Below are 15,888 nucleotides of genomic sequence, written 5' to 3'. Positions count from 1 at the left end.
CCACTGTCATGTCTGCAGCTCGGTGAGCGGTCGGAGTTGCCGGACGCGCCCGTCCCAGTGCACGCGGGTCGTCACGGCCGCGCCGTCGGCGAGTCGCCGGACCTCGTAGACGTCGAGCTCGGGCACCTCCGGCACACAACCCCACAGTGCGTGCCCGGTCATGACGAAGTCGATATCCTGCCGTACGAGCAGACCCATGAGTTCACCGATCGTCGGGTCGTCGATCTTGGCGAACGCGTCGTCGAGCAGCACGAGCCGCAGTGCGGTGCCGGTGTCGGGTAGGCCCGAGAGATAGCCGTCCGCCGCCGCGAACAGCGCCACGTACGACACGAATCGGGTCTCACCCTGGGATATCTTGGCGCGCGCGGAGATCCGCCTCTCCCGGTCCGGTTCGGGGCCGAGGATGGTCACCTCGACCTCGTGCCAGCGCCGGTAGTCCAGTGCCTGCGACAGGTGCTGCGCGTAGCCGGCGGACGGATCGGCGGTGTGGGCGGATTCCACCCGGCGCCGCAGCACCCCGACCAGTTCGGACGCATCCTCGGGTGACCGCTCGGTGGCGGTGAGCAGCTGCGTCAGCCGCGCCGCGTCGGCGTCCTCGCCACCGGGGCGCCACTCGATCCTCACGCCGATCCCGTGCGTCGTGCGGCTGTCGGCGAGACTGTCGTTCATCGCGGCGATCACCTGTCGTGCCCGCTCGATCCGCCGGCGCAGTTCGTCGGCCACACCGCCGAGCACGAATCCCGTGAACACGTCGTGTTCGCGTTGCGACAGTGCCCGCCGGCCGTCCTCGACCTGCCGGGTCAGGGTGACTGAGAGACCCGCGGGCGTGGTGTCGTCACCCGCCCCGGCGATCCGGACGCGATGGGCGCCGTGCGTCACCGTGTGCTCGATGTCGAACCGGGCCGTGAGGTCGCGGTCGAACTGTTGCAGCGCGACGAGCATCGCGTTCTCGTCGACTCCCGTGCGTGGCGGCAACGTGGCCAGCAGGGTGCGGGCCACGGAGAGCACGTGATCCGGATCCTCGAGGTGGACGGGAGGCAGAACCGTCCGGGCAGAGGCGGAGTCCGACTCCGGATCCTCCTCGAGTGCGCCGCGTAGTTCGGGCAGCTGCAGGTGAGCGGCGAGCAGTTCGGCGGCCGCGGCGAGTTCGCGACGGTCGCGGTCGAGCCGTTCGCGTGCGGCAGCACATCGCTGCAGCACCTCGGCGACGGCACGGCCGAGATGGTCGCGATGGGCGACCGTGCGCCGGAACTGTTCGTCGGCGCGTGCCCGTTCGGCCTCCGAGTCACGCAGTTCCTGCGCCAGGTCGGCGGCGTCGACGTCGACAGCGGCGGTCTGGGCAGCGACCACCGCGGCCTTCGCGTGCCATTCGTAGCGGCACGATTCGGCGATCTCCTCCGAGTCGATCCGCTCGGCGGTGGCCTGCACGCACCGTTCGGCGGCATCCGTGAACCGGACGTGGGCAGCAAGGACGTCACCGAGATCGCGTGCCAGCTCGGTGCACAGTGTCTCTGCGGAGGCGCATCCGGCGACCAGCGCCTCGAGTTCCGGAACATCGCCGGGCACGCCGAAGTGCTCGCACGCTGTGCGGTGTGCGTCGAGCTCGGCGGTCCAGCGAGCACGCAGCGTCGTCGCCCGCTCGCGCAGTTCCACCGCGGTGTTCGCCGCGGACCGCACGTGCGCGTACGCGTGCCGACGTCGTTCGAGCGCGGCGCGCAGAGCGTGTGAGGTCGGCGCGGTCGACAGGTGTGCGTCGATCTCCGCCCGCCGGTGCGCCGCGTCGGGATAGTCGACGCGCAGCTGTTCCACCGCCAGGTCGATCCGGATGAGTTCGGCGCGGATCTCGTCGAGACGCACCCGACGTGCCGCGGTTGCGGCCTCCCGGGCAGGACTGCCGATGCTGCGCGGGGCCTCGGCGGTGTGGCGCCCGCGCAGAACTCCGTTGTGCCAGCGGCCGTCCCGTGAGACCGAGGCCACCGCGGTGGCGTCCTCGAATCCGATCGTGTTGAGGACCGCCTCGATCGCCGGGCGCGGTACGTCGGCCTCGGGGTCGGGACGCAGGACCGTCGACAGGGGCTGCGCCGGTGGTTCACCGCGCGGCGAGACGAGGACCTGGCCGCCGAGCGCACGCAAGCGGCCCTCGCCGTCGACCGTGGCGGTGAGGAAACCCGCGGAGAGCAACGCCGCCTCGATTCCGGCGCGATCGTCGTCCCCGAGGGTGTCGACGAACTCGACCGCCCGCCACAGGGGGACACCGTCGGTGCGCACGTGCCAGGGCGCCTGTTCCGGTCCCTCGCCGATCGCGTCGAGTGCCGCCTGTTCGCGGACGAGGTCCTCGCGCGCGGTCCGCGCCTCACGTTCGCGGCGCTCGCGCTCGGCCGGGGCGCCGGCGAGGTCGCTCAGGGCGGACCGAGCGGCGGTCGTGGGCAGCGAATCCAGCTCGGCGAGTGCCGAATCGACGTCGACGTCCTCGGAGTCCGTGTCCCCGGCGTCGGTGGGGGACGAGTCGATCAGTGCGTCGAGTCGCGTGGACAGTCGGCGCATCAGGATGACCCGATCCCGATCGAGTTCCGGCAGCAGAGCCGTCGTGCGGTCGGCGGTGATCCACTCGCGCCACCGGTGCTGCAGACCGGCGGCGGCCGCACCGACACCGGCATCCGTCTCGGCGGCCTCGACGGCACGCTGCTCGGCGTCGCGGGCCGCGCGGTCGGCCGCCGCCTCGGCTTCCCGGACCGCATGCGCGGCGGCGTCGAGTCGACGCGCCTCGAGCAGTCGCCGACCCGCTTGGTCCCGCCGGCGACGGGTCGCCTCGGCGGCACGCAGGATCGCGTCCCGGACCTCGTCGACGTGCCCGGCGTCGAGGGAGACCGTCGCGACCACCGGCCGCACCACCTGCTCGGTGGTGTCGTCGATGCCGGTGCGCACGGGCTCGAGCACAGCGGGTGGACGGTCGGCGGAGAAGTGCAGCGTGGTCGGCGCGGTGTCGTGCGGAAGACCCACCGACAGCAGGTCGCGACCTACCGTCGCAAGCCGTCTCGCGGCACGCGTGACCGAGAAGGTCAGTTCGTCGAGGAGGCGGGCCGCGTGGTCGGTGTGGCGCCGTTCCTGCATGCGGCTGCGATCGGCGGCGGCGGTTGCGTGCTCGGCGGCGCGGCGGAGCGCATCGACGGCGAGCTGGCGCTGCGCGAGATCGTCCGCGGACCGGAACATCTCGTGGGTCTCGAGTCCGCGGATCGCGCGGTCGAGTTCGGCGACCTGGTCGCGGCGCTCCTTCAGGCGGGTGTCCGCGGCGGCGGCCTGCGCGTCGAGGTCGGCCGCCTCGGCTTCCGCGACGGTGAGTGCGCGTCGCGTCTCGACGACCCGCTGCGCGAGGTCGCGCGCGGTCTCGGCGCCGGCGCGCAGCAGATCCGCAGCGTACTGCCGGTACACCTCGTGGAACCGCAGCACGTGTGCGTGCGCCGCTTCGAGACGGACCTGTTCCTGACGGGTGTCACCGAGCAGGTCGAGGCGACCTCCCGCTTCGGCGAGCATGTTCTCCGTCAGAGGTGGCAGCGCATCCGACAGGATCTGAGGGAGGCGTCCCTCGTCGATGCGGTGGCCGACATCGGGTGAGCGCAGGGTGTGCAGCAGTTGCAGCAGGCCGTCGTAGCGTTCGCGTCCCGTCTCCGCGTGCAGGCCGAACACCGACTTCCGCACGGTCTCGCGATGCCGCTCCGGATCACGGGTGAGGTTGTCGGCACCGATGAGTTCGGCGAGTCGCTCCCGCGAGAGCGGGATGCGGGCGTCATCGACGAGGTGCAACTCGGTGCCGACACGCAAAGGTGTCGTGAAGAAGTGCACGTCGCTGCGACGGGCGTCGGCGCGGTGCCGGACCTGCGCCCCGACGGTGAAATGTCCGCTGGGGCGCGCCAGTTCGAGCCAGAGATAGCCGACACGGTCGGTGGTGTCCGAGGCCCCGGTACGCATGAGTTCGTCGAGATCGACCTTCGCGGCGCCCGTCGCGTCCATGCGCCTGCGGTCGGCGTCGAGCAGGAAGGGCAGCAACATCTCGAGGGCGCGGGACTTCCCCGATCCGTTGGTGCCGCGCAGGATCATCCGCCCACCGGACAGGACGAACTCGACGTCCAGGTAGTGCCACACGTTCACGATGCCGGCGCGGTGGAGACGCCAGCGATCCGGGAAACGGGGTGGAGAGTTCTCGTCGAGGGCGGACGGGTCGGACGAGTGGGTCATCGACACTTGCTTTCGGCGGGGACGGGGCGGTAGCGGGCGGCGGGTGCGGTCAGTTCGAGTCCGTTCTCGTGCGGTCGCGCCAGCCCGAGCCGGAAGAGCAGAGCCACGACGTCCCGGCGCAGGAGCGCGAAATCGCGGACGTAGATGCTCTTCCAGGTGCGGGAACGCACGGCGGCGAGATCGGCGAGAACCGAGTCGAGGATGTGCGCGTCGACGTGCAATGTGGTCGCCGCCGAGTCGCCGAACCGTTCGGTGAGTTCGGCCAGGAGCAGCAGGCAGGCGTGCTTCAGGGTGCCCGACCCCGGGAACGCCTCGTCGGTGAGCACGCCGGCCGGGTCGTACGCGAGCGCGCCCTCGGCACGCACCTCGAGCACGAGGCCGAAGTCGTTCTCCAGCATCCGGGCGAGCTCGTGCCGGTCGCGGGCGAGGATCGTCGCCGACTCGTCGTCCAGTTCGTCGCGCGCGACGAACGGGTCCTCGACGAGCCTGCGGTACAGGCGGAGAGCGGCGGGTTCGTGCTCATGACGTGCGAGTGCCGCTGCGGGACCGGGCATCCCATGGAGGGGAGTGTCGAGCAGCTGGGAGAGCAGGTCGCGGTGGACGTCGAGATGCGGCCCGTCGCCCCTCACCTCGTCGCCGCTCACCTCGTCCCCGTGACCGGACTCGGCGATCACGCCCCATTCCTCGAGGACGCGCAGGGCCGCAGCGAGGTTCCGCTCCTCGGACACCGGGTCGCCGAACACGATCCCGTTCTCGCGCGCATCGGCGCGCACCTGCTCGAGCAGGTCGTCGACGGACACCCTCTCGCCGGTCCCGGGTTCGAGCAGTGCCGCGCACACCAGCGCGAGACACGCGTAGGTGATCGCGCCGAACTCGGTGCCGTCGGCGTGGCGGAGCGCCCGGTGCGGTGAGGTGGGCCCGAGCGGTGCCTTGATCAGACGGGCGAAGGTCGGTTCGACGACGAGCCGGTATCCGAGGCGGTCGGCGAACATCGACTTCAGGGCCGGGGCGTGGCGCCGAACGAGGTCGAAGGTCTCCCGTTCGCTCGCGGCGGTGACGATCGGCTGTTGCAGCAGCGCCCGCGCCGCGTCCCGCCGACCGGAGACGTCCCCGGACACCGTGCTCGCGTACGAGGTGCTCATGGCGCCGCCGCACTGTGATCGAGCGATGCCGTGACCGACGTGCGCAACGAGAAACCGTGCACGGTGAGATCGCCGTCGGGGGAGTGCACCACGGTGTCGGCGCCGGGCTCCGCCGTCAGCGACAACCCGAGATCGGGATCGTCCACCTGCACCGGACCGTCGGTGGTGAGGTGGCCCGCGAGCGCGGCGGCGAGGACGTCGAGCAGGACGTCGCGCGCCTCCGCCGACAGGTCCGCTCCGTGCAGGTCGCCCGCCGCACTCAGTTCGGCGACGGCGTCGGAGCGGCGGCGCGACTCTCGCCGGGCGAGTTCGTCGGCCCGGACCCGGCCGGGCATCGAATCGGGGAGTCGGCCGACGGCCCCGAGGGACGTGTGGTCGCCGCGTTCGCGCAACGACACGGGCACGACGACGGGATCGGCCCGCCACCACGACGTGCCTGCACCCACTCGCGGGTCGGGCTCGTCGGGGCCGAGCAGCAGGTGCCGGCTCGGGAAGGCACCGAAGGTCGCGGCGAACAACCGGTGGCCCTGCTCGTCGGAGGACTCGGTGAACCACCGGGCCAGGCGCAGGAGATCTGCGCGGTGCGAGAAGCCCGGCGTGCTCGCCATGATCCGCCGAGTGCGCACGAGCAGCCGGTTCAGCGCCTCCGCCGCTGCCTCGCGCACGCGGCGCGGGCCGGCGTCCTCGGCGTACCACTGCGCCAGTTCGTCCCAGTCGGTGCGACGGCGACCGGGGGACCCGGGCACGGTGTTCGGCAGGCCGGACTCGCGCAACGCGGCGAGCAGGGAGTCCAGACGCGGCCTGATCCGGTCGAGCCTGCCGGCGACGAGAGGGGCGAGGCGCTCGACGTCCGAACCGATGACGTCGACGTAGTCGAGGAGCAGGTTCTTGGTCTCCGCGTGATCGTCGACCGCCCCGGCGCGTTCGCGATCGGATGAGTGTTCGGGACGGCCGGAGTGCTCGAGACGGCTCAGGATCTCGGCGAGGTGCGAATAGAAATCGGCGACGCTGTCGGTGAACATCCGGTGGTGCGCGAACAGGGCGGTGACGTGGGCGGCCAGCTCGTCCCGATCGGGCACGTTCCCGTCGTCCACCAGCAGCTCCTCGATGCGGGCGAGCCCGTCCGCGACACAACGGAGCGACACGCGTGCCACGCCGCGCACGTCGTCGGAGGTGGAGAGAAGCCTGCCGGTCTCGCGGTGCACCCGCAGCCCGGCCGGTGTCGGCCGGTATCGGGCACGGACCTCGGTCGAGGCGGTCTCGGGAGCGCTCCGCCGGTGGGAGCCGCCACCGTCGGTTCCGCCGCTGGTGAGTGCGAGATTGCCCCACCGGACCAGGCTGCGACACCGGGCATCGACGACCGCGATGTCGAGCGCCACCCCGCGCCGCGCACACGAGACCGCGATATCGTCGGCGGACAGATCGGCGAGCAGGAGGTCGGTGAAGCAGTCCATCACCGCGAGGTACTCGTCCGCTTCGTCGGCGACGAGATGACGGAACAGGTCGCGACCGATGTGTTCGCCCATCCGACCTCTTCTCCCGAGTGCTGACGCCGTACGGACAGACAGGCTAGCCCGGTGAACGCCGAGCGGGGCGGACGAGTTCACCGGGTGCGCGCACGGGCTGTGGAGAGGCAGGCCGGAAATCGGCAGGACACCGCGCGGATTCGTGCCGTGCCTCACTCGCGTTTATAGTTGCCCTGTGCAACACAATCGGCAGGCCCGGCGGCCGTCTGCGGACGGCGTTGCCCGCGTATACGAGGAGTTCGTGCTTCTCGTGCGCTTCCTGACGTCCGGAGCACGAACGCAGGACAGCGGACTCTCGCTGGTCCAGCATTCGCTTCTCGGCTTCATCTCCCGAAATCCGGGCTGCCGCGCCACCGACATATCCGAGGTCTTCGGTGTCCACCGCTCGACCGTGTCGCGCCAACTGCGTCACGCCGTCGATGCGGGCTGGGTCGAGGCGGGGACGGGTCCGGCACGTGCCGGACATCCGCTCCGGCTCACCGACCACGGAGCGACAGTTCTCGAAGGTGCGGTCGTGCGTCGTCTCGACGACGTCCGCGCCGGCCTCGAGGGCTGGGACGAGAACGAACTCGAACGCTTCGTGGATCTCCTGCGCCGCTTCCGCGCAGGAATCGATTCCGACGACCGGACTCCCGACCAGAACGATGGAGATTGCAGTGCGTGAGTACTCGACCCCGGCCCCGTTCACCATTGGTGACGACGAATCGGTCGTCCACACGGTGTTCACCCATGCGGAGAAGACTCCGCACCGCGTGATGTACTCCCGGCCGCAGGGTGACGACTGGGTCGCGGTCACTGCGCAGCAGTTCGCCGACCAAGTGAAGGCCGTCGCAAAGGGCCTGATCGCCAACGGTGTGCAGCCCGGCGATCGTGTCGCGCTGCTCTCGGCCACCCGCTACGAGTGGTCGCTGTTCGACTACGCGATCTGGACGGCCGGCGCGGTGTCGGTACCGATCTACGACTCCTCGTCCACCGAGCAGATTCGCTGGATCCTCCAGGACTCCGGGGCCGTCCTCGCTGTCGTCGAAACCGCGCGGCACGAGAAGCTCTTCGTCGACATGCCCGACACCCTCCGTCGCATCCTGCAGATCGAGGACGGCGCGGTGAACACGCTTGCGGCCGATGGTGCCGAGGTCGACGACGCCGAGATCACCACGCGTCTGGCCGGAATCCGTTCCGGCGGCCTGGCTTCCCTCGTCTACACCTCGGGAACCACCGGGCGACCCAAGGGCTGCATGCTCACCCACCGCAACTTCCTCGCCGAGGTCCGGTCCATCCTCACCTCGGACATCGGTATCGTCGCCAAGCCCGGCAACCGCGGCCTGACCTTCCTGCCCCTCGCGCACGTGCTGGCGCGCGCGGTGTCGCTCGCGCTCTTCGAAGCAGGCACGGCGCAGGCTCACTGGGCGGACTTCTCGACCGTCTCCGCGCAGTTCGCCCGGTACTCGCCGAACATCATCCTCGGTGTGCCGCGCGTCTTCGAGAAGGTGCGTGACGCGGCAGCGGGCAAGGCGGCGGCCGGCGGACCGGTCAAAGCGGCGATCTTCGATTTCGCCGAGCGCACCGCCATCGCCTACAGCGAATCGCTCGACCACGGCGGCCCCACCTTCACGTTGAAGGCCAAGCGCGCCCTCGCCGACAAGCTGGTCTACTCCAAGCTGCGCGAGGCCATGGGCAACGAGTGCTGGTACGCGATCTCCGGCGGCGGTGCCCTGAGTGCCCGTCTCGGTCACTTCTTCCGCGGCGTCGGCGTGCCGATCTACGAGGGCTACGGCCTCACCGAGACCACGGCCGCACACAGCGTGAACACGCCCGGTGCGCAGAAGATCGGCACCGTCGGGCGTCCCATGGGCGGGAACTCGGCGCGCATCGCGGATGACGGCGAGATCGAGCTGCGCGGCATGGTCGTCTTCGACGGCTACTGGCGCAACGACGAGGCCACTGCCGGTGCCTTCCACGACGGCTGGTTCCGCACCGGCGACCTCGGCTCGCTCGACGAGGACGGCTACCTGTCCATCACCGGGCGCAAGAAGGACCTCATCATCACCGCCGGCGGCAAGAACGTCTCACCCGGGCCGATCGAGGACCGCATGCGGTCGCACACCCTCGTCTCCCAGGCCGTCGTCGTCGGCGACGGACGCAGCTTCGTCACCGCTCTGGTGACCGTCGACCCGGACGTCTTCGAGAACTGGAAGACCGAGAACGGCAAGCCCAGCGGTGCGACGATCGCGGACCTGCGCCACGACGCCACGCTGCGGGACGCGATGCAGACCATCGTGGACGACGCCAACACCCTCGTCTCGCACAGCGAGGCGATCAAGAAGTTCGCCATTCTCGACCGCGATCTCACCGAGGAGTCCGGTGAGCTCACACCGACGCTGAAGATCAAGCGCAACGTTGTCACCGAGCATTTCGCCCACGAGATCGACGCTCTGTACGCGAAGTGATCCTTTAGGGGCGCGTACCCGAGCAGCGGCCGCCGATCCGGCATCCGGGTCGGCGGTCGCAGTGTTCGTGTGGTGTCACTCCACCGGGGAGGTGTCTCCGGAGACTGCCCGGGCCAGTCGCGCGAATCCGTCGTGGTCGACGAGATCCTCGACGAGCACGACCTTGCCGCGGGCATCGGCGAGCGGAACCCGCCAGTTCGGATACTCGTCGACGGTGCCCGGCTGGTTCTGGCTGCGACGCTCGCCGGTCACATCTGCCAGCGAAACGCCCAGCAGCGCAGACGGACTCGCCGCGATCAGCCGGTGCAGCGCCTCGACCTGGCGATCGACGTCGGTCTCGCCTTCGTCGAGCAGACCCCGTTCGACCGCGAGCGCCAGAACCGAGTCGCGTTCGGCCGCCGCATCGGTGAGTTCGGCGTCGAGGTCGCCTTCGAGCAGGCCGAGCTCCGACCGCAGCCGGATGTGGTCGCCCGCAAGGTATCCCGCGGTGGGCGCGAGGTCGTGTGTGGTCACCGAGGTCAGGCACAGGGTGCGGTAGGTTTCCGGCCCGCGTGGGGAGTCCTCGTCGCGTTCGAACCACAGGATCGACGTCCCGGCGATCCCCCGCTCGGCGAGATACTCCTGCACCCACTCCTCGAAGACCCCGAGGTCCTCACCAACGACCACGGCGCCGGCGCGATGCGCCTCGAGCGCCAGGATGCCGACGAGTGCCTCGTGGTCGCTGCGGACGTACGCGCCGTCGGCGGGCGACATCCCCTCCGGTACCCACCAGGTGCGGAACAGTCCCAGGATGTGATCGGCCCGGACACCACCCGCGTGCCGCAACGCCGAGCGCACCACATCGCGGAAGGGGATGTATCCCAGCTCCGCGAGACGATCCGGCCGCCACGGCGGCTGATTCCAGTTCTGGCCGTTGCGGTTGAAGTCGTCGGCGGGGGCGCCCACCGTGACGCCCGACGCCAGCGCGTCGCCCAGCGTCCAGGCGTCGGCGCCGTGCGGACCGACACCCACTGCGAGGTCGTGCAGGATTCCGATATCGGAACCTGCTGCAAGCGAAGCAGCCTGAGCGTTCGCGAGCTGCTCGTCGCACAACCACTGCAGCCGGCGGTGGAAGTCGATCCGCGAGGCCAGTCGCTCGCGCAACCGGGTGACCTTCGGGTCGTCGGGGCTCGGAGCGCGTGACGCCCACCGGTCGGCGCGGTCGCCGAACTTCTCGTACAGCGCGCACCACAGCGCGAAGTCGTCGAGCGCCTGCCCGCCCTCGGCGCAGAACGCCTCGTACCGTGCGCGGCGGGCCGGGCCGAGCGGCACCCGGTACACGCGCTCGAGGACGTCGAGTTTCGCGCGGAAGGTCGCGTCCCGGTCGAGACGCCGCGCCTTCCGGTTCGCCTTCGCCGCGCGCTGCGCGTGCTCGTCGAGTTCCTTGCGGTGTTTCGCGGGGAGGTAGGCCACCTCCGGGATATCCTCGATCCGCAGGTACAGCGGGTCGACGAAACGCCGCGACGACGGCAGATAGGGCGACGGTTCGTGCGGGGGCACGGGCTCGGCCGCGTGCACGGGGTTGATCAGGACGAAGTCGCCGCCGTAACCGGCCGTGATCGCCGCCAGATCGGCCAGGTCGGCGAAATCACCGATGCCCCACGACCTGCGGCTGCGCACCGAATAGATCTGGGCCGCAAGGCCCCAGCGCTTCTTCTCGAGCAGTCGGTCGGCGGTCGACAACCGGCGCGGGGTCACGACCAGGACCGCGGTGGCCTCGATGTCGTTGCTGCGGGCGTGCACGACATGCCAGCCGAGGGACAGCCGCGGAACGGCGAAGGTCGCGCGGCCCACGAGCCGGCCGTCGACCGTACGCGGGTCCACCCACACGTCGAGTTGCTCGACATCGACCTCCGCCCCGTCCTCGGCGACGACCCACACCGACACCGGGTCGCCGTGCGGCACATGCACCGGGAACGTCCGGTCGTCGCCCTCGACGACCACGAGCGCGGGCGGGAGCATGCAGCGCCACGGGCGGTCGTCGAAGTCGGCGAGCGATGCCACGACCTCGTCGTCCGTCCCGGCCGGGACGTCGAGCGCGGCGAGTACGCGCCGCAATGTCTCGTCGGAGACATCGTGGTCGTGTCCCCCCCATCCCGTGTAGGTGGTGGTGATGCCGTGCTTTCCGGCCAGTTCGCGCAGCTTCGCCGAGGACGTCACGGTCCTGAATCATGCCAGCAAAACGACTCGGGGGCAGCGTGCGGAACATAGGGTCGACAGGGTGACCGCTCTCGACATCGCGCACGGCGACATCACCACCATCGCGGTGGATGCGATCGTCAACGCCGCGAACTCCTCCCTGCTCGGTGGCGGGGGAGTGGACGGTGCGATCCACCGGGCCGGAGGCCCGGAGATCCTCGCGGCCTGCCGCGAACTCCGCGCGACCTCGCTACCCGACGGACTCGAACCGGGCCGTGCAGTGGCGACAACCGCGGGGCGTCTCCCGGCGCGATGGGTGATCCACACCGTGGGCCCGGTGTGGTCGGCGCACGAGGACCGATCCGGGATCCTGCGTTCGGCGTACCACAACAGTCTGCTCGTCGCGCACGATCTCGGTGCCCGTACGGTGTCGTTCCCGCTCGTCTCGGCCGGCGTCTACGGCTGGCCGCTCGACGACGCCGCCCTGCAGGCCGTCACCACCATCCGGGAGACACAGACGGGCGTGGAGACCGTCGTACTCGTCGGCTTCGACAACGCCGCGGTCGACGCGCTCCGTCGCGCCGTGTCCCGGGCGGGATCGGCTCAGGAGTAATCGCCGAAGCCGTCGAAGAGAGTCGGTTCGTCGGGGTTGTCGAACAGTGCGGGCTGCTCGGGCGCCGACTCACGGCCGGCGCTCGGCTTCGACGCGCGTGAGCCGGCCGAATCGGTGCCCTCGCCCTGTTCGAGGAACTGCAGGGCCTCCGCGAGCGAGCGGCTCGTCGCCTCCCATTCGAGTGCCCGCGCCCGTGCCTCGCGAGCACCGTCGGTGTTGAGCGCCGCCTCGCGGGTCTGCGACTCGCCGTCCCACCACACCTGCAGTTCGGTGCTGATGGTGAGGAACCGCCGCAACTGCTCGGGATTGCGATCGCCGATCGCCGCGACGGTGCTCGCGGCGACATCGGTCGCGCCGTCGAGATGGAAGTCGCGCACCGCGAGCAGGGCCACCGGCAGATCGTCCTCGGCGTCGGGTAACTGCGAGACGTCGCCCCAGGGCGGATCGGCCGCACCACCCGTCGCCCCGTCGAATCCCTGATCGCGCAGCAGCGAGCCACCGATATGGGTGGCGAACGAACTGTCGACGGTGTCGAGGAACCGAGTGATGGTCTCGAGCGATCCGAGCAGGTGCGCCGGAGCGAACGGCGCGGCCGGAACGTGGTCGACGATCGCGAGGCGGTCGTCGACCAGCACGAACTTCAGGTGCGGCCACCGGCGGTTGAGGTCGACGCAGATCTCGGCGGCCCGCGTGCGTCCGGTGATGGAATGGACGATCGGTGCGAACAGGTCGACGGTGCCGCCTCCGGGGCCGACACCGACGAACACCAGGACCCCGGCGATCCGCAGGACGAGATCGCCGTCCTCGTCCCAGGCGGGCAGATCGTCGATCCGCTCGTGCAGGGTGGATTCGATCAGTTCGCGCACGTGGTTGTCGCCGCTGGGGACGACCGCGAGCGGCACCTTCGGGGCCTGCGTGCGACCGGCCTGCGGCGTCTCGGGCACGAGGAACGAGGTGAGCTCGGCGACCGAGCGCTCCGTCCCGAATGTCTCGGCCCGCAGGAAGAGGGGATGGGGAACGCCCCACACCGAGCGCAGGGCACGCACGGCGATGACGGCGAGCTGATCGGCCCAGCTGCCCGGACGATCGATCCAGAACGCCGGGGATCCGTCGTCCTCCGGATCGTCCGGTCCGCGGGAGGGCGCCTTCAGCCCGAGTTCGAGGAGCATCTGCTCGTCGACCGGCGTGAGGTGCCGGTCGGGGGCGAGGTGGGCGTTGGACGGGACCTCGCAGCGGACGAGCCGGTCTCCCCACGCGTAGAACTGCACGCACGGCCCCGCCGGGCCGCCGGCCTCGTCGGTGAAGGGTTCGAGGACCAGGCCGTCGCCGTCGCTCATGGCCGCGACATGGTCGGCCAGGCGCGTGCGGAACTCGCGCCAGGCCGCATCGACGTCCTGGTCGAACCGGGTCTGCGCGTCGGCCATGATCGGACCCCCTTCTCTGTGCGGTCGAGCCGAGAGAAAGACTAGTCGCCGGTACCGACAGGCATTCCTCCGCTCGGTCGCACGAGCGACAGCTCGCCGGAGCGCACGGTGCGCGGTCGCCGGCGGCCCGCGCGAGCGCACGGTTCTCGGCCGCCGACGGCCCGCCGGAGTGTTCCGATCCCGGCGAGCGAAACCGTGTCGATCCGTCCGGAGATGGTCGACCATCGACGCATGATCGACGCCATCATCCGTCTCGTCCGGACGCTGCCGGCCCGCATCCCCGCAGTACAGTCGGCAGATCCGTTCGTGGAGATCGTCGCCATATCGGCCGGGGTGGCCGAATGCACCGCAGATGCCGTGGCGGACTACGCAATCCGCGTGTCGATATGACCGTCAGCGACGGGACGGAGATCGACACCGACGTCCTCGTGCTCGGTGGGGGACCGGCCGGTACCTGGGCGGCGCTCGCGGCCGCCCGGGCCGGGAGTCGCGTGGTCCTCGCCGACAAGGGCTACTGCGGGACGAGCGGCCCGACCGCGTCCGGCGGCAACAACCTCTGGTACCTGCCGCCCGGACCCGAGCGCGTCGCGGCCGTCGACCGCCGCCACATCGAAGGGGGACTGCTCTCCGATCCCGCCTGGATGCACCGGGTGCTCGACGAGACCTATCGACGCGTCGACGACCTCGCCGTCCACGGCCGTTATCCCTTCGGCGTGGACCCGGAGACCGGACGTCGCCGGGGCAGCAGCGTGCAGGGACCCGAGTACATGCGGCGGATGCGCCGCCTCGTCCACCGCGCCGGCGTGCGCATCCTGGATCAGTCGCCCGCCCTGCAGCTGCTCGTCGACACCGACGGTGCGGTGGCCGGCGCGACCGGTGTCCACCGCCGGCAGGGGTACGAGCCGTGGACGGCGCGTGCCGGTGCGGTCGTCCTCGCCACGGGAGGCTGTGCCTTCCTCTCCGGCAGCTTCGGTACCGACGTCGACACCGGCGACGGTCACCTCATGGCCGCCGAGGCCGGTGCCGAGTTCTCCGGGATGGAGTTCTCCTCGGCCTACGCGCTCGCGCCTTCCTGGAGTGGGCACACGAAGGGACTGTTCATGCAGTTCGCGACGTTCTACGACGACGCCCGTGTGCGGCTCGGCGACGACCGCGCGACCGCCATGCGGTACCTGCTCGACGGTATCCCGGTCCACGCCCGTCTCGACCGGGCACATCCCGACCACCGCGAAGCGATGCGTCGTTCCCAGCCCAACTACTTCCTGCCCCTGGACAAGGCCGGGATCGACCCGTTCACCGAGATGTACCCGGTGCGGGCGGTCCTCGAGGGAACGGTGCGCGGTACCGGTGGCCTACGGATCATCGGGACGGACTGCAGCACGACGGTCCCTGGTCTGTTCGCCGCCGGCGACGTCGCCACGCGCGAGCTGATCACCGGGGGCCGCAGCGGTGGAGGCAGTCACAACGGGGCCTGGGCGATGTCGTCGGGTTCGTGGTCCGGGGCGGCCGCCGCAGAGTTCGCCCGGAACCGCGGTGTCCCGGACGTGGCGAGACCGATCGGCGGGGTCGGCCTCGAGGGTGACCCGGACCGCGCCGCGACCCGCGCGATCATCGGCCTGGTGCAGGAGCACACGCTCCCGCTCCGACGTAGTTTCCGGCGGACGGCCCGCAGTCTCGAGGACAGCATCGCCGCACTCGACGACGCGTGGACCGCGGCGCCCGTCGTGCTCGGCGGACGAGGGCGGGAGCTGGTACGAGCCCGGTCCGGTGCCGCGCTCCTCGCCGTCGCCCGGTGGGTGAGCCGCACCGCCCTCGCGCGTACGGAGACGAGGGGCATGCACGTGCGCACCGACCACCCGGACACCGACCCCGACCTGCAGTACCGCCTCGTGACGAGTGGTCTGGACCGCGTGGACGTCCGTGCCGAAGGACACCTCGTGCGACGAGGAGCGAACCGATGATCGAGGTGATCGTCGCGGAGCGGTGCATCTCGTGCGACATCTGCATCGCGGTGTGCCCGACCGACGTCTTCGAGCGTGCACCCGACGGGCTTCCCGTTGTCGCGCACCAGGAGGACTGCCAGACCTGCTTCATGTGCGAGGTCAACTGCCCCGCCGACGCTCTCTACGTCGCACCCTATTCGGCTGCGGTGAGCGAGGATTCGCCACACCGGGACGTCGATGCGCTCACGGAGTCCGGTGCGCTCGGGCGCTACCGCGCCGTCGTCGGATGGGGTCGGGGACGACGAGCCGGTGCCCGTGAGGACCGCAACGACCTGTTCACGGGCCGGGCCTGAGGGCAGCGGCACCCGGGGAGCGGGTTAGC

At 70.7% G+C, this 15,888-nt stretch carries 11 protein-coding genes; 6 read left to right on the top strand and 5 right to left on the bottom strand.

All coding sequences use genetic code 11. The features are described from left to right. Positions 1-6 precede the first annotated feature (6 nt). From BLV31_RS18040 to BLV31_RS18030, 3 genes are read right to left on the bottom strand one after another with little or no spacing between them, the layout of a single operon-like run. A complete protein-coding gene (locus tag BLV31_RS18040; RefSeq protein WP_064061201.1) occupies positions 7-4,233 on the bottom strand; it encodes a TIGR02680 family protein in 4,227 nt (1,408 codons plus the stop codon). Continuing rightward, a complete protein-coding gene (locus BLV31_RS18035) occupies positions 4,230-5,375 on the bottom strand; it encodes a TIGR02678 family protein (RefSeq protein ID WP_064061202.1) in 1,146 nt (381 codons plus the stop codon). Before BLV31_RS18035 ends, BLV31_RS18040 begins: the two co-directional genes overlap by 4 nt. Continuing rightward, on the bottom strand, positions 5,372-6,901 hold the full coding sequence (locus BLV31_RS18030; protein ID WP_064061203.1) for a DUF2397 domain-containing protein: 1,530 nt from the start codon (positions 6,899-6,901) through the stop codon (positions 5,372-5,374). The genes BLV31_RS18035 and BLV31_RS18030 overlap by 4 nt, the downstream gene beginning before the upstream one ends. Positions 6,902-7,076: 175 nt before the next feature. Here BLV31_RS18030 and BLV31_RS18025 point away from each other — a divergent pair, with 175 nt between their 5' ends. Together BLV31_RS18025 and BLV31_RS18020 are read left to right on the top strand one after the other, a co-directional pair. Then, positions 7,077-7,565, top strand: a complete 489-nt coding sequence (locus BLV31_RS18025) for a MarR family winged helix-turn-helix transcriptional regulator (protein ID WP_016694262.1) — start codon at positions 7,077-7,079, stop codon at positions 7,563-7,565. After that, on the top strand, positions 7,558-9,348 hold the full coding sequence (locus BLV31_RS18020; RefSeq protein ID WP_064061204.1) for an AMP-dependent synthetase/ligase: 1,791 nt from the start codon (positions 7,558-7,560) through the stop codon (positions 9,346-9,348). Before BLV31_RS18025 ends, BLV31_RS18020 begins: the two co-directional genes overlap by 8 nt. 75 nt (positions 9,349-9,423) lie before the next feature. Here BLV31_RS18020 and malQ read toward each other — a convergent pair whose 3' ends face one another. Next, positions 9,424-11,547, bottom strand: a complete 2,124-nt coding sequence (gene malQ / locus BLV31_RS18015) for a 4-alpha-glucanotransferase (RefSeq protein ID WP_064061205.1) — start codon at positions 11,545-11,547, stop codon at positions 9,424-9,426. A 61-nt stretch (positions 11,548-11,608) separates the two neighbouring features. Between malQ and BLV31_RS18010 the strand changes: the two genes are divergently transcribed. Then, positions 11,609-12,139 carry an O-acetyl-ADP-ribose deacetylase gene (locus BLV31_RS18010; protein ID WP_006552898.1) on the top strand — a complete coding sequence of 177 codons (531 nt, stop codon included), beginning with the start codon at positions 11,609-11,611 and terminating at the stop codon, positions 12,137-12,139. On the opposite strand, the gene BLV31_RS18005 is transcribed toward BLV31_RS18010, so the two are convergent. Next, positions 12,130-13,563, bottom strand: a complete 1,434-nt coding sequence (locus tag BLV31_RS18005; protein WP_064061206.1) for a TY-Chap domain-containing protein — start codon at positions 13,561-13,563, stop codon at positions 12,130-12,132. The genes BLV31_RS18010 and BLV31_RS18005 overlap by 10 nt on opposite strands. A gap of 231 nt (positions 13,564-13,794) precedes the next feature. On the opposite strand from BLV31_RS18005, the gene BLV31_RS18000 reads away from it, so the two are divergent. The 3 genes from BLV31_RS18000 to BLV31_RS17990 are packed head-to-tail and all read left to right on the top strand — an operon-like array spanning position 13,795 to position 15,859. Beyond that, positions 13,795-13,953 carry a hypothetical protein gene (locus tag BLV31_RS18000; protein WP_019288929.1) on the top strand — a complete coding sequence of 53 codons (159 nt, stop codon included), beginning with the start codon at positions 13,795-13,797 and terminating at the stop codon, positions 13,951-13,953. Next, complete coding sequence (locus BLV31_RS17995) at positions 13,950-15,524, top strand: FAD-dependent oxidoreductase (protein ID WP_064061207.1); 1,575 nt, start codon at positions 13,950-13,952, stop codon at positions 15,522-15,524. The genes BLV31_RS18000 and BLV31_RS17995 overlap by 4 nt, the downstream gene beginning before the upstream one ends. Beyond that, entirely contained in the window at positions 15,521-15,859 is a 339-nt protein-coding gene (locus BLV31_RS17990) for a 4Fe-4S dicluster domain-containing protein (RefSeq protein WP_006552903.1), read from the top strand. The genes BLV31_RS17995 and BLV31_RS17990 overlap by 4 nt, the downstream gene beginning before the upstream one ends. The last annotated feature ends 29 nt before the right edge of the window (positions 15,860-15,888 follow it).

The organism is Rhodococcus pyridinivorans, from assembly GCF_900105195.1.
In the GTDB taxonomy this organism is placed as follows: domain Bacteria; phylum Actinomycetota; class Actinomycetes; order Mycobacteriales; family Mycobacteriaceae; genus Rhodococcus; species Rhodococcus pyridinivorans.
The sequence above is the reverse complement of the archived record's forward strand: the minus strand, read 5'-3'. Positions and strand labels throughout refer to the sequence as shown.